The organism is Spirulina subsalsa CS-330 (assembly GCF_028330765.1).
In the GTDB taxonomy this organism is placed as follows: domain Bacteria; phylum Cyanobacteriota; class Cyanobacteriia; order Cyanobacteriales; family Spirulinaceae; genus Spirulina; species Spirulina subsalsa_A.
The window spans coordinates 1-22,791 of the sequence record NZ_JAQMTY010000266.1 but is presented as its reverse complement, the minus strand read 5'-3'; the positions used below and the strand labels follow the sequence as shown (position 1 = coordinate 22,791).

13 protein-coding genes are annotated in these 22,791 nt (G+C 53.7%); 8 read left to right on the top strand and 5 right to left on the bottom strand.

What is annotated here, in order from left to right; all coding sequences use genetic code 11:
* Positions 1–272: 272 nt before the first annotated feature.
* The 4 genes from PN477_RS18300 (at position 273) to PN477_RS18285 (ending at position 5,302) form a co-directional block, all read left to right on the top strand.
* Positions 273–725, top strand: a complete 453-nt coding sequence (locus PN477_RS18300; protein ID WP_272118257.1) for a TM2 domain-containing protein — start codon at positions 273–275, stop codon at positions 723–725.
* Positions 722–1,342, top strand: a complete 621-nt coding sequence (locus tag PN477_RS18295) for a tetratricopeptide repeat protein (protein ID WP_272118255.1) — start codon at positions 722–724, stop codon at positions 1,340–1,342. The genes PN477_RS18300 and PN477_RS18295 overlap by 4 nt, the downstream gene beginning before the upstream one ends.
* A gap of 51 nt (positions 1,343–1,393) precedes the next feature.
* Complete coding sequence (locus PN477_RS18290) at positions 1,394–1,633, top strand: 2Fe-2S iron-sulfur cluster-binding protein (protein WP_272118253.1); 240 nt, start codon at positions 1,394–1,396, stop codon at positions 1,631–1,633.
* Between the two features lie 87 nt (positions 1,634–1,720).
* The gene (locus PN477_RS18285; protein ID WP_272118251.1) at positions 1,721–5,302 is read left to right on the top strand and encodes a hypothetical protein; all 3,582 of its coding nucleotides are present in this window, start codon (positions 1,721–1,723) and stop codon (positions 5,300–5,302) included.
* Between the two features lie 309 nt (positions 5,303–5,611).
* Here PN477_RS18285 and PN477_RS18280 read toward each other — a convergent pair whose 3' ends face one another.
* The 3 genes from PN477_RS18280 to PN477_RS18270 all read right to left on the bottom strand — a co-directional run bounded on the left by PN477_RS18280 (position 5,612) and on the right by PN477_RS18270 (position 11,955).
* On the bottom strand, positions 5,612–7,795 hold the full coding sequence (locus PN477_RS18280) for a caspase family protein (RefSeq protein WP_272118250.1): 2,184 nt from the start codon (positions 7,793–7,795) through the stop codon (positions 5,612–5,614).
* Positions 7,796–7,891: 96 nt separating this feature from the next.
* On the bottom strand, positions 7,892–10,984 hold the full coding sequence (locus PN477_RS18275) for a CHAT domain-containing protein (protein WP_272118248.1): 3,093 nt from the start codon (positions 10,982–10,984) through the stop codon (positions 7,892–7,894).
* Positions 10,981–11,955: a leucine-rich repeat domain-containing protein gene (locus PN477_RS18270; RefSeq protein WP_272147530.1), complete on the bottom strand. Its 975-nt coding sequence runs from the start codon at positions 11,953–11,955 to the stop codon at positions 10,981–10,983. Before PN477_RS18270 ends, PN477_RS18275 begins: the two co-directional genes overlap by 4 nt.
* A 452-nt stretch (positions 11,956–12,407) precedes the next feature.
* On the opposite strand from PN477_RS18270, the gene PN477_RS18265 reads away from it, so the two are divergent.
* Together PN477_RS18265 and PN477_RS18260 are read left to right on the top strand one after the other, a co-directional pair.
* Positions 12,408–13,940 carry a hypothetical protein gene (locus PN477_RS18265; protein WP_272118243.1) on the top strand — a complete coding sequence of 511 codons (1,533 nt, stop codon included), beginning with the start codon at positions 12,408–12,410 and terminating at the stop codon, positions 13,938–13,940.
* Positions 13,941–14,186: 246 nt separating this feature from the next.
* Entirely contained in the window at positions 14,187–15,827 is a 1,641-nt protein-coding gene (locus PN477_RS18260; protein WP_272118241.1) for a M48 family metallopeptidase, read from the top strand.
* A 444-nt stretch (positions 15,828–16,271) separates the two neighbouring features.
* Here PN477_RS18260 and PN477_RS18255 read toward each other — a convergent pair whose 3' ends face one another.
* Positions 16,272–17,174 (bottom strand): M48 family metallopeptidase, encoded by a 903-nt coding sequence (locus PN477_RS18255; RefSeq protein WP_272118238.1) that lies wholly within the window; start codon positions 17,172–17,174, stop codon positions 16,272–16,274.
* A gap of 379 nt (positions 17,175–17,553) precedes the next feature.
* Between PN477_RS18255 and PN477_RS18250 the strand changes: the two genes are divergently transcribed.
* Both PN477_RS18250 and PN477_RS18245 read left to right on the top strand, forming a co-directional pair.
* Positions 17,554–20,196 carry a protein kinase domain-containing protein gene (locus PN477_RS18250; protein WP_272118236.1) on the top strand — a complete coding sequence of 881 codons (2,643 nt, stop codon included), beginning with the start codon at positions 17,554–17,556 and terminating at the stop codon, positions 20,194–20,196.
* An 81-nt stretch (positions 20,197–20,277) separates the two neighbouring features.
* On the top strand, positions 20,278–21,384 hold the full coding sequence (locus PN477_RS18245) for a hypothetical protein (protein WP_272118235.1): 1,107 nt from the start codon (positions 20,278–20,280) through the stop codon (positions 21,382–21,384).
* 180 nt (positions 21,385–21,564) lie between these two features.
* Here the strand turns inward: PN477_RS18245 and PN477_RS18240 are convergent, their stop codons facing one another.
* Entirely contained in the window at positions 21,565–22,368 is an 804-nt protein-coding gene (locus tag PN477_RS18240) for a TPM domain-containing protein (protein ID WP_272118233.1), read from the bottom strand.
* Between the last annotated feature and the right edge of the window lie 423 nt (positions 22,369–22,791).

The window sequence follows — 22,791 nt, the reverse complement described above, 5'->3', positions numbered from 1 at the left end:
ACTGCCAAAGCAATCGCCAAAACTGGCTTGGGGTAGGCACTGCCCACTCTGCACGATTACCAGATTAAATTTTTAATGCTCATAAGCCCTTTATTGCTAACCCTAATCAATGTGATTTGCAAAATACTGCATATGTTAAAAAATATTGCTTTTGTATCAATTTATTTTTGACCATTCATGATTCTTAAAGTGATATCACATCAGAATATTGGTGAGTTTCTAAGTACCCTCAATTATAATAAAGGGTATATGAACTAATTTGGTGCTTTGTTATGCCAAAATCAAATGTAGCGATCGCCTATCTGTTATGGTGTGCGGGTCTTCTAGGATTCTGTGGTCTGCATCGTTTCTACACAGGTAAACGCATCAGTGGTATTCTGTATCTGCTGACATTCGGTTTGTTGGGGATAGGGCAATTAATCGATGTATTCCTAATTCCGGGATTAGTCCGATCGCGCAACCAGGATATTGAACGCTTTGCTGTAGAGATTGCCACTAATGTTGCAACTCCAGAACCAGCCACAGGAGTTAAGACTCCCAGGCAAAAGCTCTTAGGAGCTGCTAAAGATCGTAATGGGGATCTGTCTCTCGCCCAAGCGGCGATGCTGACGGAGTTAGACCCTGAGCCGCTGAAAGCGGTGTTAGAACAGGCGGTGCGAGAGGGGTATGCTGACATTGGTAATGACCCAGTTTCAGGGGCGATTCGGTATCGCTTTGATCTGTGATTAAAGAACTGCGCGATCGCATTACTCATTGGACGCAACAGATCCAGCGTCAACCCAACTCTGCAAAAGCCTATATTCAGCGGGGGATGGCGCGGTTTATGGCGGCGGAGATTGAGGGGGCGATCGCGGATTTTGACCAGGCCGAACAGCTTGATCCGACGGTCACGCCTTATCTGTGGCAGCGGGGTCTAGCCTATTACTATGCCGAGCGGTACGAAGCAGGGGCGCGGCAGTTTGAGCAGGATTTGGCGGTGAATGGGGTGGATGTGGAAGAAACGGTGTGGTGGTGTTTGTGTGTGGCGCAGCTTGGGGGGATGGAGGCGGCGCGGCAGCGGGTGTATGGGGATGCACCGCAGCGGGTGCGCGATCGCCGTCCGATAATGACCCCCATTCAACAGCTTTTTACGGGTCAAATCGGCCCGGCTGACCTCCTCAACGCGAGCCAAACCCTGGGTAAAACTGGCCAATTTTACGCCCACCTCTACGCGGGACTGTATGGCGAAGTGACCGGAACCGCTGGCCTGGAGTTGATCCACAGGGCGGCCAACAATTTTCGCCTTGATGATTATATGTGGCACTTGGCCCGCGTCCATTGCCAACTGCGATCGCCCGGTTGAGGGGATGCGCCATAATACCCACAGCACACCTTAAAGAATCGCGATCGCACCATGTCAGTCCAGGTTGAATTTTTGCCCGATGGAGTCACCACCACCGCCGAAGTGGGTGAACCCATGCTTACCGTTGCCGCCCGTGCGGGGATTACGATTCCCACGGGTTGCCTGATGGGTTCCTGCCATGCTTGCGAGGTGGAACTCGCCGACGGAACCTCCATCTGTGCCTGCATTACGTCCATTCCCGCCGGTCAACCCCAGATCACGATTAACCTCTACACAGACCCCCTCTGGTAATGGCTAGATTACGGCGAGAATTCTGAACAAAACCCATCGCCTGCACCGATTAAAATAGGGGTTGCCTTTCCTTATTCGTCAGAATCCATGTGTCGTAACTTTAACGTCTGCCTGAGTCCCGTTAAGATCGAGTATCTCTTTTTCTCGAAACACCCGGCCACCGGAACCTATAGCCTCCGATCGCCTAGTGTGATTCAAGCGGATTTGCACGACCGGAATACCTACGCCACAGCGGTGGCCGAGGACTGCTCGAAACGCAGTACCAAGGCGGGTTACGATGCAGCGGGGATGGCGATCGGGACGATTCCCCTCGATCGCGTCTTTGCCCATTTAGAACCCTACGCCGATCGCACGGAACTGAGCCATGCGGAAATGACGGATTTGGCGGGGCAGATTAAAGCGATCGCTCAAACACAGATTAAAGTGTCGCGGGACGGGGGCGACCTGCTGAAAACCTGGGATGCCCTCCTAGAGCGCGTTAGCCTCCATAACAATGAATTCCTCACCAACTGGGAAACCCATGTGCGCCAAGCCTCCCAGGGGGATATGTATTCCGAGAGCAACGCCCACCCCCATCAGGAGAACCTGACGCGATCGCGCCTGCGCCTCTATCAACTCAGCAGCCAAGGCGACCTCTTTTTTGACGAACGGGACAACGACCTCGGCCCTAGTATTTTTTCTGACACCCACAACGGCGACATTAACGACGCGGCCCGCTATAAAAGTTTTCTGTCCTACGAAGGCTTTCACTTCAATTCCAATTCCGACTCCTGCGTTGAACCGGCCCTGAAACGCTTTCTTTATGAACATTTGCGGGCGGATCAACTGATCGGAGCCTTGCACCGCCTCGCCTACATTGACCCGGACTATCTCGATTGCGACAGCGCCACCGTCACCAGCGACGGCAAAATCGGAGCCTACGATCTCGGCATTGAATTTGCCCAAAAAACGCTTCAGGTCAAACTCAGCGGTAAAACCATCGCCTTTCACCATCGCAACGGACAAGCGATCGCCCAATTCACCCAACAGGGCTTTCTCCGTGATGACGAACTCTCCGAAGCCAGCGAAAAAATCTCCCAACTCCTCGAACTGGCGGCGATCATGGGAGCGGCCGGAGCCGAACAAGTCACGATCGCCGCTGCCCTCCTCGCCCGCATCCTCGAATATTCCGACCCGAAAAACAAATTCACCTTCCAATCCTTCACCCCCCTCGGTCAGCCCAGCTACGGGATGCTCGGCGGCGGCACTTACACCATGCTCCGGGGCGGCACAGAACGGGGCGGCGAAGAAGGGGGCGAACTGATCTTCTACCTCCCCAAATCCTACGACATCAGCAATTACAACCGCGTCGCCTTCCTTTCCGCTTCCGAAGAAAACGCCCTCAAAGAGCAAATGGTTTTGCTCAACCCCCACAGTCTCGACAGTGGCCGCACCGAACTCGCCGAAGCCTCCATTCAAGAGGTCACCTTCCTCAACGACATCCGCGCCACCGCCCACATCACCGAAGGCGTTGCCCCCATCTACGACGTGTTGCCGGGTGAAATTGTCGAAGTCACCGCCGACGGTCAGGTGCGAATGTTCAATATCTATCGCGGCCAGGACATTCCCCTGATCAGCATCGAAAAGCAAAAACAAGCCGATGCCTACATCCATGCCGATATTCGCCAAGAACGCCTCGCCCCCCTCAAGGTGTTTAACATCCAATATCGCGATCTGGATAATCAGCCCATCCCCTGCCCCTACAACAAATACGGCGAAGAAATCATCGTCATTCAACCCCTCGCCCTCCAAAAAAACAGCGAGAAACTTTTCACCATCAGCCAAGACGGTCAGGTGAAACTGCGCACCGGAGCCGATGGGATTGGCCTGGTGATGGGCACAGAAGATGAAGCCATTCGCCGCCAACGGATTCAAAACCTGACCCAGATCGTCACCGGAGCGGCCGGCACGTCCTTTTTGATCAATATGATCGCGGGGAATCTGTCGCGGAAATTGGGCTTAAATACGCTGCCGGTGGTGAATTTGGATGGGTTCACCGGGTCGGATACGATTCCGCCGTCGGTGGGGCGTGACACGCTCTTTTTGGCGAACTCTAATTCCGGGGGCACGTCCGACACGATTAAACTCACCCATGAACTCGCCAGTTTACCGGCGGTGATTAACCGCATTGAGGCGGAAATTGAGCGGCGCGACCCGAACCTCGCTGAGGTGATTGTGGCTCAGGCGCGGCTCACGGAATTAAAAGCCCTCGTCAAACCCGACACCCAACGCACGGATCTCCCCCAACACCTCCAGGCGTTTATCGCGACGAAAACGCCTTGGATCTATGTGGTGACGAATATTGAGGCGAGTCCCTTGGGGAATATTGGCCGGGGGTTGGATGCGGTGATTCAACCGGCGGCGGGGGCGGGGATTACCAACCTACCAGAAGAGGAATGTGTGGGATCGACCTTTGCGGCGATGGCATCGTTGCAGTGGCAGTTGGCATTGCATACATACCTGGGGGAGGTGCGGGGTGATATTTCGGCTACCTATGCCCAGAAAATTTATGCGGAGTTGGCGCTGTTGCCGGAGGTGGCGAAGCAGATTGTGGGCGATCGCACCCTGATCCGCGAAATTGAAACCATGAGCCATGAACTCGTCGGCGGCAATTTCGATTTTGTCTATACGGGCTATCTCGACGGCGTGCCCGAAGAGCAGGCCCACAAGGCGGCGGAAATGATTCAAGAAATGTTCGCGGGGTGGCATTTCTTCCAGTTCCAGCATGGCAAATATGCCCATATGAAACGCCGCACCCGCTACACCTTGGGGTCGATTCTCGGCCACAATGCGCCGCCACCCTCTTGGCCGTTTTTCAATGCGCGGGCGATTAAGTCGGCGGCGGAAATTGGCCCCCGCGTGGCGACCTCGTTTTTCATTGCCCACGAGCGCGATCGCGATCGCCTCGCCGCCATCCCCGACTACGCCCCGGACTATATTTTCACCTACCCCGCCGATAGTATCGTCCTCTATCCCTTTCAGGTGATCATTGTCAGCCATCTCATCTCCTATTTTTGGGGGCTGAAAAAGAAGGAATTGGCGCAGAGGATCGAACAGTGGAATCAGCCCTTTGTGGATGCCCTGTTGCGGGTCGATGCTCAGGCGATGGCGATTGATGATGAGGTGCGATCGCAGGTCACCCACCACGCCCAAACCGTCCTTAAAGAATTCACCCACACCTGTCACACGACCCATTATTTTGACCGCATGGAAGGGCAACGCCGGGAAGGGATTCTCACCACCTTGAGCTTACTCGCAGGGGAACAGACCGTAGACGATCGCCCCCACGAAATCGGCGGCTTTCTCGGCAGTGAACAGGGCGCGATCGCGATCCACACCCAGCGCTACCCCGCCGCGCCTCTTGATCACAAAACCTACCTGATCGTCCTCAAAGACCTCGCCCTCGAACTCAGCAACGGCGAACAGTCCAAACAACTCACCGACCATTTCCTGGTTGACGAAAGCGGCGCGACCCGTCCCCACCAGGTCAAAATTTCCCGACCCCACGGCAGCGATCGCACCCTCTACGAAAGCGACTATCTCGCCGAATACGAGGGCCTCGGCACATTCTACGACGTGGAACCCGTCCACCCCCCCAAAATCGCCAAAGCGAAAAAGGGTTGGCTCTGACCCGTTCAACAAGCCGGGAAATATAGCAATCAACAAGGGCATTAGGACAGGCAAGGGGCTTAAGCCCCTTGTTCCAGAACCTTTGAATGTCCTAACCGCTCTGGCTAGTGCTATATGTATGTTCCGAGCCGTAGTACGGGCATCTTGCCCGCTACGGCCATGACACAGCTAAAATAATATTTTATTGTGGGGTGGGTTAGGCGGCTTAAACTCCTGTTATCACTGCAATTCAGCGATCCGATGTAACCCACTAATTAGCGTGTGCCGTGACACTACGGCCTAGAATCGAGCATTTTAGCGATGTCTGTATTAATCAGCCTCAACGACTTCAATTGTGGTGGAAAATACTGCAAATTTATTGACATCTAAGGCTTGGACGCGGGGACGTACTTTAATCGGAGAACTGCGAGTCGCACGATCCATGTCGCCCAACAGCGCATTCATCATGGTCAGAGGATCATCACCTTGCAAAACGGTGGGATTCCCGGAGCGAGTACCTCGCTGGGTAGCGATCGCATTCAACCCCCGCAGGGCATCTCGCAGCGGCGTAACACTCGCCAAGATTAATAATTCTGCAAATCCTGCCGGGCCTTTAACCGTGAAGCGAAACCGATCATCCGGACGCGGTACGGTGATGGTCTGACCAGCGGCAATGCGGGCGGCATCTTCGGGGGCATCCCAATAGGGAAACAAAACAGCGAGATCCCCATTACCCATAATGATCAGGACAGCGAGGTATAAATCGCGCTGTTCTTGGTTTTCGACCCTGAGTTGCAGGGTCGTTTCGGGGGCAAATTGCACCGCTGCGACCGTGGGAAGGCGTGAAAATTGCCCAGTTTCTTGGGCTGCACGGCTCCCCTGCATCGGTTGTGGCGGGGGAGCTTGTCCAACGGGGTAAAGTTGGGTGGTGACATTGAGGGTTGAGGCCTGTTCATTCACCAAGGATTTCAGCAGACGGGTGGCGAGGAGTGTTTTGAGCTTGACGGTTAACCGTGCGATCGCGGTACTGAGGGGTTCTGCGGCGGGCCCGAAGCTGGCAGCAATAGGTGTCAAACTTGGGGTCAATAAGCCCCAACGGTTCCCAGATGGCGGTTCTGGGCGCGATGTTGGTGCAGGGTCAACAGTCAATCGCCCCAGGATGATGTCGAGCGATCGCCCCGGTTCAACGGGAACAGTGGTCAGACCCGTGAGCGTTTGGAGGGCTGCTTGCCATTGGGCACGCTCCGCACCGAGAGATTGATCCAGTCCCACCCGTAGATTCAGGTCTGGGGGCACACCTCGGATCTTCTCCCGCAGTAAATCACCCGGTTGCACAGTGCCCGCACCACTGATAATGCGCCCTAAACCCCGCAGCCCCTCGCGCTGGAGTTGTTCAATGTCCACAGCCGGCTGATTCTCCCTCGCGATCGTCGTTAAGATGGCTCCGCTGGTAAAATTTCGCAAACTCTGGGCTGAGACTCCTCCCAGCCAAAAGTAAACCTGTGCCCCTTCTTGCTTGAGGACAACGGCTTCAGCCGCAGGACGGGCCAAGCTCAAAAAATAGGGTAGTTCTTGGCGATCGCCCGCGATCGCGGCTTCAAAGACTGGCTCCTGAGCGACCCCATTCACATTAGCCACATCCTTGGTGCTCCGCTGCAAATCCACAAAGACCCGTTCGATAGGCTGATTCAGGGGCAGTTGCCACAGGTAGCGCGTGAGCAAATAGGTCAACGCCCCCGCAAAAAACCCCTCAAAACGCGCATCTGCCGCCAGTTGATCGCGCCGAGCCGAACCGATCGCAATACCCTGAGCAATCCCGCGTTGACGACGTGCCTGAAAATCCGTGGGACTCCATCCTAGGCGCGATCGCCATTGTTCTTGATAATCCAGTTCCAGGGCAGAGGGCAGCTCTGATCCCCGTGCCAAACGGGAGTTAATCGACCGAAACTGCACTGTCCCCCGCAGTCCCCCACCCGAAAAGCAACTATCCAGTAGGGTTGTGACTTGAGACGTGGGGAGAGCCGACAGGAGTAGAAACAACGTGCGGCCCATAATGTCATTTTGACCCTCAGCAGGAACAATAGTCCCATTCAACCCATCAGCGGTCAGCGGTTGCGGGTCTTGTAACTGTGAGCCATGGCCAGAATAGTGAAACACCACCACATCACCGGGCTGGGCTGATTTGATCAGATGCTCTTCAAACGCAGTGAGGATATTGATTCGGGTCGGTTTTTGGGCCGTTGTATCGGTCAGGCGCACAATATCTTGGGGTAAAAATCCGTAGCGATGCACCAAGAGTTGATATTGTAGCTCCACATCGGTGAGACATCCATAGAGCGGATTCAAATCATTTTGGTAGTCATTAATGCCCACCAACAAGGCCAGCTTACGGGGCGTTCGCTGGCTGAGAACCTGGGCGTGGCTTGTCAGTTGGGCGAGAAGGTGGCGATGCAACCCAGCCCCAGCGGCAAGGGTAGCTCCGGCAAATTGCAAAAAGTGGCGACGGTTCAGCATGATGCGGACAACATGATGGGGCAGAGTATGAATGATAAGCCAACAAACCCAGGCTCGATAGTTTCAAGCGTAATCCATGGGGATCAGGGCTTGAGTTTAGGGCCCAGTGTGGCTGGACAATTGAGGGGATATCTCTCTACTGCCCAGGGTTGATCCATCTCCCATCAGGACAAAGGCAGCCCATTGGCTGGGGTCAGGATTGGAAGACTGCGATCGCGCCATGAGCATCGCCTGCCGTAGGGCCTGGGCCTTAGACTGGCCCTTGGTAAGCTGGCGATAGAATTCTTGCATGAGTGTTGCAGTTTCGCGGTCAGGAATGGCCCAGAGCGACACCAGCACACTGCTGACCCCCGCTGTCATCAACGCCCGGGAAAGACCCACTACACCGTCGCTGGTAATGTTACCCCGACCCGTATCGCAGGCACTTAAAACAGCGAGTTCCGCCACTAGGTCAAAGGAGAACAACTCGGCGGTTGTGAGTAAGCCATCTTCATTTTGCCCAGGGGTGAGGGCGATCGCACCGGGAACGTCCGGTTGGCGATCGGCTTGGGGATCACCATATTGCAAAAGACCATGGGTAGCAAAGTGAATAATCTGTGCATCGGCTAATTCCTGTTTCACCCGTGCTTCCGTGGCTTGAGCACCAATTAAGGCGGATTTTTGGAGTAACTGGGCAATGGCTGCCGCTTCGGTTTCCGAACCTGCCAGGGGTGGGAGGGTAACCGGCAGAAACTGGCCGTTTCCGGTGGGTTCCCAGACGGACGGCATAATGGGGTTGCCGACAATCAAGGCCCTCTCAATCTCGCCGCCAGAGGGTGGCCGCAGTGAGGGCTGTTGGGTAAGCTGAAACACCTGAATCGATGGGGACACCATCAAGGTGTGATGGTCAATGAGATCGTCGCCTTGGGCATCACGCAGGGCTGCAAAGGGCACGAGAAAGAGACTGTTTTGGGGAATGATGACCACAGGCGCGTTCGGATCACGCGGTAACAGCGGTGCGATCGGTTCAATCAGGACATTATAGAGTTGACGGAGTTGTTGTTCCTGAACCGTTTGGTGGTTTTGCGGAGCTGGAGGCGGTTCGGTAAACTCCGTGACAATGCCTGTGCGCAGGGCCGCAACCCCTGCCGCCATTTCCGTTGCGGCAGGTTGCCCTCGGTAAAAGGGGGCAGCCTGGTTGGGTTCGAGGGCAAGGGTGCTCAGGCCATCATGATTGGGGCTGATGAGATCAACCGTGCGATGATGAATCTCGCCCGTGGGCTGCACCACCCAGATATAGAGTTGCTCCCCCACAAAGGTATATTCCACAAACGTGACCTGTGCGGTTTGGGCAAGCTGACGTATTTCGGCAACGGTGGGAGCGGTAAAGGAGTTGAGGGGTTGGCGTTGTCCTCGTAATTTGAGGCGATGGGCTAAGAGTTCCACAAAGGCCCGCGCCCGTCCTCGTTCGGATATGGCTAAGGCGGCTTCGGTTTGACCTTGGGCAATCAAGGTTTGTTGCAGGAGGCGATAGGTTTGGGCTTGGGTATCGGCCAGGGAGATTTTATTGCTGTCTTCAAGGCCCGGACGGAGTGCTTCCCAGCGTTGTACCGCCGTAGTGAGGGCGGTCTCGGCTTGGGAATATTGGGCTTGGCTCAACCATACTGTTCCGAGGGCGGTTAAGACCTCGCCTTCTCCGGCCCGATCGCGGCTTTGGCGGTGTAGTTGCCGAGCTTGCTGATAATGCGCGATCGCTAGTTCTGGGTTGTGGCGAGCGAAGGCTAAATCCCCCAGACTTTTAAAGGTTTGGGCGACTCCGGGCAAATCTGACAGCCGTTGGGAGCGTTCCAGGGCCCGATCTAGGTAATGTTGGGCTTTGTCCAGTTCCCCCAAGGCTCGGTAGGCATTCCCCACTTGATTGAGGGCCCGGATTTCGCCGGCGCGATCGCGGCCGTAGCGATAGACCGCGAGGGCTTGTTTCGCGGCTCGGAGCGATTGAACATGATCCGTCTGAAGCCCGTAGGCCAAAGCCAGATGACTGAGAATCACGCCTTGGCGGGGGCCCGGTCGCAGCCAACTCCGTTCTTGCACGGCTAAAGTTTGGGCAATGTCTTGGGCGAGGGTGAGTTGAGCGATCGCTGACTCAATCTGTCCTAAGCGCAGGGCCGTGATTCCCAAATCAGCCGCCGACTCGCCCTCTCCTTGGCGATCGCTCAAGTCTTGGCGCAGAGCTAAAGCCTGTTCATAAACCCCCAAAGCATTGGCATATTGTCCCAAAGCATCATACTGTTGCCCGATTTGTGCCAAAGCATCACTCGCCCGCAGGAAATCCTGCTGCGCCTCGTATCGCTGCAATGCTTGCTGGAAGGTTGCTAAAGCAGTTTGAAATTCGCCTTGTTGGGCCTCCTGTTCCCCTCGGCGGTAGAGATCAGCCGCAACATCGGTAAATAAACAGATCGTGGCCGGTTTGACAGGACAAACGTTGAACGTGATCGGGTTGTTGCGCAGATCTAGAGAGGTGAGTTGAGTGAGAGACCGCAACGCATCCACTTGCTCAATGGCATTCTGGCTTAAATCCACTGCCATGAGATTGGGTAGTGCTGCGATCGGATCTGCGGTGCGCAGACGATTATCACTGACACTTAAATGCGTGAGGGCCGACAGAGTAGCCAAGGGGGAAATTTGTCGAATCTCATTATCAAACAGTGACAATTCCTTTAAATTTCCCAGACTCGCTAACGGCGAAACATCGCGAATCTGATTGCTAATAACTGATAATTTCCGAAGCTGGGTTAAGGCAGCTAAGGGGCGTAGATCGTGGATTTGGTTTTGATCCAGTAACAACACTTCCAGATTAGTCAGGGTCGCTAAGGGTCGTAAATCCGTAATCTGATTGTCATGCAGATAAAGGGTTTTAAGCTGTGTCAGGCTCGCCAAGGGTCTCAAATCTGTGAGTTCTTGCCCCCCTAAATTCAGTTGGGCCAGGGTGGCTAGGGTGGCGGCTGCCTCGGTGCAAGTCTGGGTGTCAGCGATCGCCAGCAAGGCCATAATCGTGCGCTGCTCATCAACAGAGACCCCCGCTTGACGCTCACAATAGTCCTGAAACCCAAGCGGTTCCCCTTGGGCAACGCCGGGATCAGGGCAGCCCATCAGGACGATCGCACCAGTGGCGATCGCCTCCATCATGCACCAATGTTGTTTGCTACTCATTCACAGTCCCCCAAATGCTGCTGACCCGATAATGAAAGGGAAAATATCGCATTGCAAAAATTTGTATTGTCTTGAATGCTTTCCGTCAAGTCAGCATTGATTAACAGCACGCCTTCTAAATCTGCACCGCGTAGGTCTGCATTTCGCAAATTAGCATGTTCCAAATTAGCTCCCACCAAATCTGTATTGGACAGATTAGCCCCTGATAAATTTGCATTAATCAACGAGACTCCAATTAAATCAAGATTGCTTAAATCTAAGCCTGCTAAATTACAATTAACACAGTGATATTGCTCCTGAAGTTTTCGGACATTAACCGTTTGTTCTAGCCTGAGTTGTGCGGGTTCTGCGATGAGATTATTCTCAATTCTGAGCGTGATCAGATTCTCCAAGCCTAACAACGGATGTACTTCCTGAATTTGATTCCCGATCAGTTCTAGATGACGTAAACTCGTCAAGTTCTCTAAGGGGATCAGGGTCGTGATTTGATTTTGATTCGCCTGAAAAATGGCAAGTTTTTGCCAACGACTCACAAAATCTAGAGAGATCAGTTGATTTTCGGAAATATTCAGATGCTCAAGCTGGTGTAAGTTCGCGAAGGCATCAGCCGCTTGAACTTGATTATGAGCAATTTCTAAATGGCTCAAACGAGTCAATTGTCCCAACGGTGTAACATCAATAATTTGATTGCGGCTGAGATACAGTTTTTGTAGTTGATTTAACCTGGTAAGAGGAGCAAGGTGCTGAATTTGATTATTGTCGAGGGCTAAAACCTGCAAGTTGACCAGTTCTTGGAGGGGACTCAGATCGGCAATATCATTATTACCTAAATAGAGTTCAGTGAGCTGCGCTAGGGTAGCGATCGCGCTTAAATCTTGAAGCTCTTGATGATTGAGGCTCAAGTGGGTTTGTTGTCCTAAAAACTCTGCCGCTGCGCCACAGTCATCGGTTTTAGCTTCTCGTAACAACACCTCAATGGTGTGAGCTTGGGCTGGTGTGGTGCGATCGCGTGCTTGGCAGATTTCCCGAAACCTAGACTCTTGAGCGAGAACATTTGGACTGTTCAAGACACTGAGAAAAAATAATCCCAGACTCACACGACCCCATTGCCATAAACTATCCTGACGGTATTGATTTCTCATCATTCTACTTTAGACAAAAGTGTTAAAATCGGATAGACTTTCAATATCAATTTATCAGTCTCCTAAGCTCACGAACTATACTGTATTCAGCAATACAGTATTTCAGCAACTTAAAGACTAGAGATCTGGGATTCTGGTGAGCTTCAGCGTGTTGCTCACCAGAACTCCAGCAGACCCCAGCTTTCCCATTTTTTACGACTAATTTGGAGGTTGTTCACCCAAAATATGACCCTTAGATGCTCAATGCTTCAGTTGTTTATGATTAATTGATCAGAAAATTCATGTTTTGTAACATTGTGCAGGCTATCATCCCGTCGAAGATAGCCGACTTACCCCGGAATTACCAACGTATCGTCCGCATCTCCAAAACTGTCATCAGTAGTGCATTGTTTAGCATTGTCGGGATCATTCCTCAACCGCCCCAGGCCTGGAGTGCAATCCCCCACCAAGCGGCCATCGACCAAATGCTCGCTGGCAACAGTGCCGACTTACGAGTGCGCGGCATTCAGGAAGGCATTATTAACCCCGGCGAAACACGATTGCAGTCCCATCGAGACTCTTTACTGGTCGTTGAAGAAAACAGTCTCGCTCGGGTTATACTCCGCTTTCTTGATGAAAGTGGGGATGATCTGGCTAGCTATATTAAAACGAATCCCCATACCAATAAAACCATCTATTACTATCCCTGTACGAACCTCAGTGGGGATATGTTTATTGGCCATGTTGCTCTTGATCGAGATAACCGAGAACGTGCTTGTGATCAAGGGGTAGAAGTCCAGCGCGGACGACACCCCAACAGTTCACAACTAGACGTTGAGTGGCAGCGCATTGCTGCGCAATTTGGCTCTAAAACCCTCCAGGCCCAGGCCCCACCTCGCCGGATCTACTACTGCATGACAGCGGGGGAGAGTGGGGCGATGGGGTTTGCCACGGGGAGCGATCGCACTGATCCCTGTCCCCCAGCCCTCACTCAATGTGAAGCCTCTGGAGATACCACCTGTCAACCGATGACAATGGGAGTTTGGTGGAGTAGCGATGAAGATCTGGCCGCTACCCTCACCTGCCCCGATCAAGATACGGTCGTCGTAACAGGAACGGGCGAGACGATCGCCGCCGCAGCCATCGATCTGATTCCATCCCAAGCACCTCAAGCCTGCGTAGGACGGGTATTGAAACCGTCAAGCTTAGTCGTGAAACCCGCCAGTGATGATGCCGTGCTCGCCGCTGGCGATCAGCAAATTCTCGTCCAAGTTCGAGATACCCCAGACGGCATCCAAGCCGATGTCATTGAAGGAGCCATCACGGTAGAAGCAGTCAATCTGCCCCAGGGTCAAGTCGTCAGCAAAGGGGAGCGATATATACACACCAGCGAGGGCGGCCGAACAGAACGTTTTGATCGTGCCGCCACCCTCAAATCCGTTGATCTTGAAGTGCTCTGTGCCTTTTCCGCTGTTCCCAATGCCAACTTGACCATTGAAACCTGCTACGAGGCCAATCTACTCGGTAACGGTCAAGAGCCAATCGGCTTCTGCAACCAAGAACAAGATAGCGGTGGCAGAGGTGTACGAGAGAATGAGCTACAAATGAGCACCAATGCAGGGGAAATTCGGATTGAATACAACATGTATGACATTCCCGATCGCTTGCAAGTGTTCTATGAAGGCGAAGAAATTCTCGATACTGGTTTTATTTCAGGCAGCGGTCAGCTTCGGATTCCGTTTTCTGGCCAATCTGGGCGAGTGACCGTGCGGGCGACCGGTGCAGTGGAAGAATTTGGAACCCGGTGGAACTATAAACTGCGTTGCCCTCGATAAATGCGGCAATCCTGAAGCGATTCCTAGTCATCAGATTTTCTGACCCTGCCAAATGTTGTCTTAACGTTGTCTCTCCATTCGTCTATCACCTGAAAAATCATGTTTAACGTCCGATCTCATCGTCTACTCCGTTGGGTCATTGTGGCCTTGGCAACCTTGTGTTTAACCATCGGGATGCCGGGGTGGCAGCGTCGCCCGTCTTCTGCTCAGGTTCTACTCTCAGATCTAACTTCTCTGTCTGACCCAATGCTACCCTCTGAGCTTGCCCAAAATCGTACTGAGCCACAGGACAGTACTGATGAGCAAGTTTCTGATGAACAGGACAGTACTGCTGATGAAATATCTGATGAACAAGACAGTCCTGATGAGCAAGTTTCTGATGACCCAGACAGTGCTGCTGATGAAATATCTGATGACCCAGACAGTCCTGATGAGCAAGTTTCTGATGACCCAGACAGTGCTGCTGATGAAATATCTGATGACCCAGACAGTCCTGGTGAGCAAGTTTCTGATGAGCCAAACAATACTGTTGATGGAGCGGCAATACAGGTAAGAATTCCCAGGATTCGTCCCGAAACTCGGCCCGTGTTTCTGGCTGCGGATGAGGCTTATTATGTTGGTGATTTTGACACAGCCACTGCGTTATATAAAGAGGTCAAACCGGATTTTGCAGAGACCTCCTTTTCTAACATTCCAGACCCCATCTATGAAGTGATGGATCTCGCTCCGGAGAATCTAGCTCTTTGGGAAACGGCAACTCTGGCACTGGAAGAGAAGGACGAAGCTGGTGCGATCGCTGCCTTGCGTGACTTAAGTGCCGCAGAGCCAGCCTTTCTTCAGGGACAAGTGCAGTTAGCTCAACTGCTCCAAGCAGAAGACGAAGAAGAAGAAGCCCTCGCCCTCCTTGAACAACTGGCTGCCTTCTATCCGGACGAACCCTACGTGATCAAGGCTCAAGTCGAAGCCCTCTCAGAAGCCAATGACCATCTTGAAGCCTCAATTGCTGCTCGTGAATTTGCGATGGTGCATCTCGATCATCCTCAAGCTCCAGAGTTTGAAGAACTCGCTGCTGATGAGTTTGGTCGGTTTAAACGTAAGTATCGTAAGCGCAGTATCCTAGGCGGCATTTTAAATATTGGCATCAATTTTTTTCTGCGGGACAATGGCAACCTTGATTTAGATTCCGCCTTTGAAACTCTCAATATTGTCCGGATGATGCTGGGAAGTGAAGCAGATTTTGGCGGTCAAATTGCCCAATATTACAGTCAAGATTTATCCCTTGTGGATGATCCAGAGATCACTGATTACATCACTCAACTCGGCCTGCAAATGTCCCAACGGATTGGACGAGATTTTGACTATGAATTTTACGTCGTCAATGACAGAAGTATGAATGCCACTGCTTTACCTGGCGGCAAAATATTCGTCAATGTTGGAGCTATTTTAGCAGCAAGTTCCCAAGCCGAATTAGCTGGACTGATTGCCCACGAAATGGCACATTCTGCACTATCTCATAGTGTTCAGAGTTTCTTTCGAGCTAACATCCTGGGTCAACTCACGAAAGAAGTTCCATTTGGAGATTTTGCGAATGCCCTGCTCAGTACGCATTTTGAGCGCCAACAAGAACGCCAAGCTGATGTTCTGGGCACACGAATTCTCGCCACATCTGGGCTAGCGGCAGATGGTTTGCGTAACTTTATGGTGAAGCTCGAAACCTATGCCCAAGAGGTGGAAGAGGACGATCAAATTCCAGAATATCTCTCCACCCATCCTGCTCCTACCGAACGCATTGACTATCTAGAATCCATGATTCAACGTAATGGCTACAATCGCTTTGCTCTCGAAGGTGTTGAAGTGCATGATCAAATACGCCAGAAGTTGACCTGATCCCAAAGCCGAATTGAACAAAAATACAGCTTGTTCACTCATTACCCTCACCCTAAACCCCTCTTCCACGAGGCGAGGGGCTTCTGAATCTGTACGTGATGGATTTCTGAACAAGCTGTAACAAAAGCTGAGTGGAATCGCAGCCAGGGCAACTGGGTCTTGACTCCACTCGTTTGGGTTTTGCGCTCCGAACTGAGGATGTCAGCGAGATGGGGGATGTATTCAGTTTTGAGTTTCCAGACAGCGAGACTGAATACACCCTAACTTTTAGCGTTGACCTAGGGTCACGACACACGTTAATCGGTGGGTTACGGCGGATTGCTGGATTGTAGTGATGGCGGGGATTTTAGCCACCTAAACCACCCTACAATAAAGTATAATTTTGGCTGTGTCACGCCACTAGGGGTGTTCCGCCTGTCCAGGCTATTGTATGAATGCGATCGCTTATTCTGCTTCCTCTGTGGTAGCTTCGTCTTCCTCCGCCGGTTCAAAATTGGGGTCGATCACATCATCGGGGAAAATCCGGTTCCAATCTTCGACAAAACTGCCGCCCCGTTCGGAATTAATGCGCAGCCAGCTTTGATCTTCCACCATTTCGTAGGAGAGGGGTTGTGAGGTGGTTAAGCCCAGATGGCCGCTTGCTCGCAAGACTTCGGGCGGTTTTTCCTGCATTAATTCTTGGATTGCTTCAATGCGACGCGGCACGGCCGGATGGGTATCGCTATCCCGCAGCGTTCCCGGTAAGCGTGACAACATTTCCAAACCCCGCAGACAGCCCGACGCATCAAACCCCGCCGTTACGGAATATTCATAGCCGATGCGATCGGCTTCCGCTTCATGGGTGCGAGCGAGATTAGAAATCCGTTCTTGGTATTCACGGGATTGGGAGTTACGAAATTCCTCTTGCCAGTCAACGCTGCGGGAGGTGCGAATCGCGATGTGCTGCTCGGTATGGTGCGCCATTTCGTGACCCACGACGCAGGCCAATGCCGACACATCCCCCGCCATTTGATCCAACAACCCGTAGTGAACGATCACCAAATTCACTTCTGTGGCATAGGCGTTAATTAACGAATCATCGGCCACCACGACGCGCCACGGGTGATTATCTAGATCATTGGCCCGCGCAATCCGCTCCACAATGCGATAGAGCACATAGAGGTTGTGGGGCAATTCTTCGCGGGCTTTGTCGTAGTAGGATTCAGTCTCGGCATCGGTCGCGCTACTCGATGGGGTTGTGGATCGGGTGGTGACTTCTGCGATGGCGGTGGGTGCGATCGCCCACGGCAACGCGCAAGCGACGAGGGTGGTGAGCAGCGTGGCAGTGGTTTTCAAGGGATTCAACATCGCGCTTAAGCAGAATAACGACAACGGTGGGGATCAAGACTGAGGGCGATCGCACCATGGATTGCAGGGGCTAATCAGGTAAGGCTACAAAATTTTCCGGAACTGTTCCGTAAAATCCAAGCTGAGGATCATGGCAGACTGGATGATCGAAAAAATAATGGAAAAAATGCGTTAACGCTCAAAACACCGATTTCTGTTGCCATCCATTATATCGAGGACAATTGAGCATCGTCGTTGGGGTACGCAGTTTTTCAACGGTCAAGGTGTGAACCCTTTAGATGAGCAAGGGGGAGAACTCACACTCTCCCGGTCTCCAGGCTCCGCCGAATTTCGACCACTGCCCGCGTAAAATAGTGGCGTTACCCTGGTTCGATCCTGCATGAGCACCCTGTTAGCCCACCGTTATGAACTCCTTGAACCCTTGAGCCAGGGCGGGTTTGGGCAAACCTATCTTGCTCGCGATCGCCATCTGCCCGGCCAGCCGATCTGCGTCGTTAAGCAACTGCTCTTACCCTCCCAAGATCCAGACCATCAACGCGATGCCCTCCGTCTTTTTGACCAAGAAGCCCACATTCTCTATCAGTTGGGCAATCATCCCCAAATTCCCCGCCTGCTGGCCCATTTTGAGAGCGAAGGCCAAGCCTATCTCGTGCAGGACTACATTGAGGGCCACACCCTCGATGCGGAATTGGGGAAACCTTGGGCCGAGCCTGCGGTGCGGATGCTGTTGCGGGATAGCTTGACGGTGTTGGCTTTTGTTCATCAACAGGGGGTGATTCATCGGGATGTGAAGCCGAGTAATTTGATGCGGCGACGGGAGGATGGGGTGATTCTGTTGATTGATTTTGGGGCGGTGAAAACGATCGCGCCCCAGTCCGCCCCGACGATCGCCATCGGTACGCCGGGCTATATGCCCCTCGAACAGTTGTCCGGGTATCCCCAACCCGCTAGCGATCTCTATGCCTTGGGGGTTATTGCGCTCTATGCCTTGACGGGTCAGCGTCCGGAACAATGGCCCACCCCTGACCCCTTGGATCGGGTGCGATCGCTCTCCCTCAGTTCCGATCTGGCGGCGCTCTTGACCCGCTGCCTGCACCGCAATTGGCGCGATCGCTACCCCGATGCTGCCGCTGCCCTTGCCACCTTCACCCCCCACGCTGCCGCCGCCAATCTCCCCACCCAACCCGCCCCCGCCTTGGCTCCCACCACCCTCACCCCCAAAGCCCCCGCCCCGGCCAAGTCCAGCGATCGCCACCGTCAAATTCTGCTCAATAAAGTGCGGAATGCTTGGGTGAAAGGGGTGTTAGAGCGATCGCTCCATGGGCGGGTGATGCTGGAATTGGGATTGAGCGATCGCAGTGATGTCCTCGAACGGCCCTGGGGGGTGGTGTGGCAAGCCGGTGAGCAGGAACAGCCGTTAACAGCGGGGGAAACGGTGGGGCGGCGGTTTCAGCAGTTGGGGGCGGGGCGATCGCTCCTAATTTTGGGCGAACCGGGATCGGGGAAAACCACCACATTGCTCGAACTAGCGCGGGATCTGATTCACCAAGCAGAACAGGATGCCCAGGCTCTGATTCCCGTGGTGTTTAACCTGTCATCCTGGCGCGGCCAGGGTAAACGGGAGGCGCAACCCTTAGCGGCCTGGATTGTGCAGGAATTGCAGCAGCAGTATCAGGTTGCGCCGTTGATCGGTCAAGATTGGGTGGAGGGTCAGCAATTGTTACTCCTGCTCGATGGGTTGGATGAGGTGCGATCGCAGTGGCGATCGCCCTGTGTGGAGGCGATTAACCAATTCCTCACGGACTATGGGCAAACTGAACTGGTAATCTGTAGCCGGATCGCGGACTATCTCGCCCTCACCTCCCGGCTTCGTCTCCAAGCCGCCGTCCGGATTCAACCTCTCAACCTCGACCAAATCCAGCAGTATCTTAGTTCCCACGGGTCTGGCCTCACCGCAATCCGCACCGCCCTCGACCATGATGCCGCCCTCCAGGAGTTGGCGCGATCGCCCCTGATGCTCAGTATCATCACCCTCGCCTATCGCGATTTGCCCGCCGAACAACTCACCTACACCGATGCCCAAAGCCTCCGCACCCACCTGTTCAACACCTACATCGATCGGATGCTCCAGCGCGATCGCGATCGTACCTATTCCCCCCACCGCCTCCGCCGTAGCCTCCGCCGCCTTGCCCAACAACTCCAACGGGACTCCCAAACCATTTTCTTAATCGAACAAATGCAGCCCACCTGGTGCGACACACCCCGCCTGCGTCGGTGCTATGCCTTGGGGGTCGGGTTTATTGGCAGCCTGATCGCGGGTGTTGTGGCGGGGGTTAACCTCGGCATTCTGATTAACCCCATCGCTGGCCTGAAAGCGGGCTTAATTCTCGGCATCGGTGGCGGTCTTGTCCTCGGCATTACCTTTGGGGCCCAATTTCCCCCCATCGAACCCGTGGAAATGATCCGCTGGTCAAGCCGCAAAGCCCGCGCCAACCTCTGGCCCGGCCTGCGGATTGGCAGCCTTGTGATGATCATCTCAATCTTGGCCTATGTGCTTTTTGGCTGGACGTTGGGCTGGACACGCACGGTTACGGAAACTCTACTCTACGGCCTCTGCGGCTTTGGCACGGGCATTATTTTCATCCTCCTTCAGGGTCTCACCGGGGGCAGCATTCCCACCAGCGTCGTCCCGAACCAAGGGATTCAGCGATCGCTCCGCTACACCGCCTTTTTTTCCCTGATCGGGGTATCCACCCTCAGCATTCTGGCCGGAATGATCGGCCTGCCCCTCACTGTTGGGATGTTGGTCGGCTTTATTTTCGGCTGTGCCTCCCCCCCCGGCGTGGCCTGCATCCAACATTTCACCCTGCGCATCCTGCTGTATTTCGACGGCTCCCTCCCCTGGAACCTCGCCCAGTTTCTCAACACCGCCACCCGTTTGATCTTGCTGCAAAACGTGGGCGGCGGCTATATTTTCATTCACCGCCTCTTGCTTGAACATTTCGCCACCCTCCCAGATTAAGATCCGTGGTTGAACCGTGAACAATGCCGCCTCTGTCCGTTAGAATTTTTGGGTGATTGAGTGAAAAAAGGGTGATTAAGTATGCCTCGAATAGTTGGGCTTTTAAAATGGGGATTAGTGGGAACTGTGGGCATTGCGGGGGGCCTGTGGGTGATTAATTTGCCCGTTCCTCCCCTGCGGCAAGCGATCGCAAAAACGGCCCCCATCTTATTAACCCCCAGCTATTTCAACATGGATCGCAACTATCGAGCCGCGATCGCCAATGTCGAACAGTCCGATCAACTGATCAACCAAGCCACCAGCAGCGCCGATCTTGAACTCGGAGCTGAAAAAGTCCAACAGGCTCAAGAAAATCTGGATCAGCTTCCGGTGTGGTTTTTGGGGTATCAACCCGTGATGTATTGCCAATGGTTTAGCTGTGGGTGGCGGTTTACGCTCGATGAATTTCAACAGGCGCGGCAACGGGTCGGCCGGATGGATGCCCAGGTTTTCCAAGAACGCAACGCCTTCACCCAACTGCAACAGGCCGAAGCGAGCTTAACCCAAGCCAAAGCGCAACATCAACAGGCCACCGACGACCCCCAACGCCAAGCCGCGATCGCAGCCTGGCAAGGCGCGATCGATCAACTCACCCAACTGCCCCCCACCACCCTCGCCGGACGCACCGCCCAAACCCAACTCACCGCCGCCCAACGGGATTTCCAAGCCGTCACCGGCATCCAAACCAGCACCCAGCAGACCAACACCCTGATCAGCGCGGCTAAAGCCTTCGGCCTCCAAGCGGCCGAAGCCTCCCAAAATCCGCCCCACTCCGTAACGGAATGGGACGCGGTGGCGAGTTTGTGGCAGAGTGCGATCGCTCAACTCCAACGCATTCCCCCCGATGCCGCTGGCTACAGCGAAGCCCAAACCCTCAACGCCCAATATCAACGCAACCTCGGCGAAATCACCACCCGCAAACAGGCCGAACAAGCCGCCGTCACCGCCCTCAGCCAAGCCAACAGCAAAATCGCCGCCCTCCTCGCCTCTACCCCCCAAGATGCCGCCCAAGTGGATCGACCCCGCACCGCTGCCCAAATTCAAAGCATCATCACCGACCTCGAAACCATCCAACCCGGAACCACCGCCCACCCCCAAGCCCAAGAACTCCTCACCTTCGCCAAAGCCAAACTCAACGAACTACAGTGAGGTGACCTGAAAAAAGCGGTAGCAATGCCCTGAGCCTGTCGAAGGGGGTTAGGCCTGAGGGCAAATTTTTGAATTCTGCGTTGCGGATTTCAGATCATACAGATTGCCACCAAAAAAAGGAAACGTTGATCACGCTTCCTTGGGGTGGATTGGGGCGGGTTGAGTAATTCCCGGAGATGCTTAAGCGTCTGATGTGGGGGTCATCCGCATGATCGAGGAGAGGTAGGCGACCAACAGACCAATGCTGAAGCCCATCACATTCCGGAAAATGGGGAGCCAATCCGAGGTGCGCGTGACTACGGGGCCGATGCCGAAGGCGATGAACAGGATGCCCCACAGCGGCGAAAAGATCAGCGCCCATTGCCAGGCGATTACTTGGCCTTCTTTGCGGGGCACTGCGGCTAAACCACAGATCACGCCGCCGAGAATTGAGGTGATCAGGGTGAGAATCCATTGTTCTTGGGGAAGACCGGGAACCACATCACAGCCGCCGTCCTTGAGGCATTGGGTCACGGCATCGATCGCATGGACGATGGAATTATTTGCGCCATTGTCCCGCACGTAGTAGAGGTTGCCGAAGCGGGTTTGCAATTCAATCCAGAAGGTGCGGGGTAATAATTCATAGACATCATCGCCAACACTGAAGGCGAGGAGGTTGCCCCCTCGTGAATCGGCGACGAGCAGGATGCTGTGGTCGTCTAACCCCCAGAAGGGAATGACGGCCCGGCCGGGGCTTTGGTCGTATTGGGTGAGGACGCGCACTTTCCAGCCGGTTTCACTTTCAAAGGTTTCCAGGTCTTTGATTAGGCTGTCTTCCTGGAGGCTGGGGAGGAAGTTGGCGAGGTCAACAATGGGAGTTTTGTTATTGGGCAGGAGTTCGGGATTATCGAAGGCTTGGGCGGGGGCTGCCATGAACCAGGTGGAGATGGCGAGGAGGCAGGCGAAAAAGGGAATAAAAATTCGTTGTGTTAAGCGATGTGCCATAGCGATCGGGAGGTTAGATTGCGACAGTGGACAAGACTATGATGATGAATGCGGTGTCTTAACTTTACAATTGTTAACCGTATTTTAAGAATAAATATGAAGATTAGCCAATTTTTAGGCGAGATTGGAGGGTGATCGCACCCGTACCCACCCCAAATCAGGGGCGATCGCACTTCAACACCTGACATGGCTGGGACTCCACCCTACGACTCAGATTCGGTGAGCGGGATGAGTGAGCGATCGCACCCCGTCAAAATCGAGGGGAACGAACATCCTATGTTGACTTGACATACTCCCCCACTAAACCCTACGGGCTATAGTGGGGGATTCTGAACAGCCAGTTACCTGACCATTTATCCACTCAAACAACGAGAGTTGCAGAGGGTTGCTAGGCTCAACGACTAACGCCATTGATTTATCCTG

What these genes read in the sequence shown, in the direction of transcription:
- PN477_RS18300 (WP_272118257.1), top strand. Translation starts at nt 273, where the DNA reads ATGCCAAAATCAAATGTAGCGATCGCCTATCTGTTATGGTGTGCGGGT.
- PN477_RS18290 (WP_272118253.1), top strand. Translation starts at nt 1,394, where the DNA reads ATGTCAGTCCAGGTTGAATTTTTGCCCGATGGAGTCACCACCACCGCC.
- PN477_RS18285 (WP_272118251.1), top strand. Translation starts at nt 1,721, where the DNA reads ATGTGTCGTAACTTTAACGTCTGCCTGAGTCCCGTTAAGATCGAGTAT.
- PN477_RS18280 (WP_272118250.1), bottom strand. Translation starts at nt 7,795, where the DNA reads ATGCTGAACCGTCGCCACTTTTTGCAATTTGCCGGAGCTACCCTTGCC.
- PN477_RS18275 (WP_272118248.1), bottom strand. Translation starts at nt 10,984, where the DNA reads ATGAGTAGCAAACAACATTGGTGCATGATGGAGGCGATCGCCACTGGT.
- PN477_RS18265 (WP_272118243.1), top strand. Translation starts at nt 12,408, where the DNA reads ATGTTTTGTAACATTGTGCAGGCTATCATCCCGTCGAAGATAGCCGAC.
- PN477_RS18260 (WP_272118241.1), top strand. Translation starts at nt 14,187, where the DNA reads ATGCTACCCTCTGAGCTTGCCCAAAATCGTACTGAGCCACAGGACAGT.
- PN477_RS18255 (WP_272118238.1), bottom strand. Translation starts at nt 17,174, where the DNA reads ATGTTGAATCCCTTGAAAACCACTGCCACGCTGCTCACCACCCTCGTC.
- PN477_RS18250 (WP_272118236.1), top strand. Translation starts at nt 17,554, where the DNA reads ATGAGCACCCTGTTAGCCCACCGTTATGAACTCCTTGAACCCTTGAGC.
- PN477_RS18245 (WP_272118235.1), top strand. Translation starts at nt 20,278, where the DNA reads ATGCCTCGAATAGTTGGGCTTTTAAAATGGGGATTAGTGGGAACTGTG.
- PN477_RS18240 (WP_272118233.1), bottom strand. Translation starts at nt 22,368, where the DNA reads ATGGCACATCGCTTAACACAACGAATTTTTATTCCCTTTTTCGCCTGC.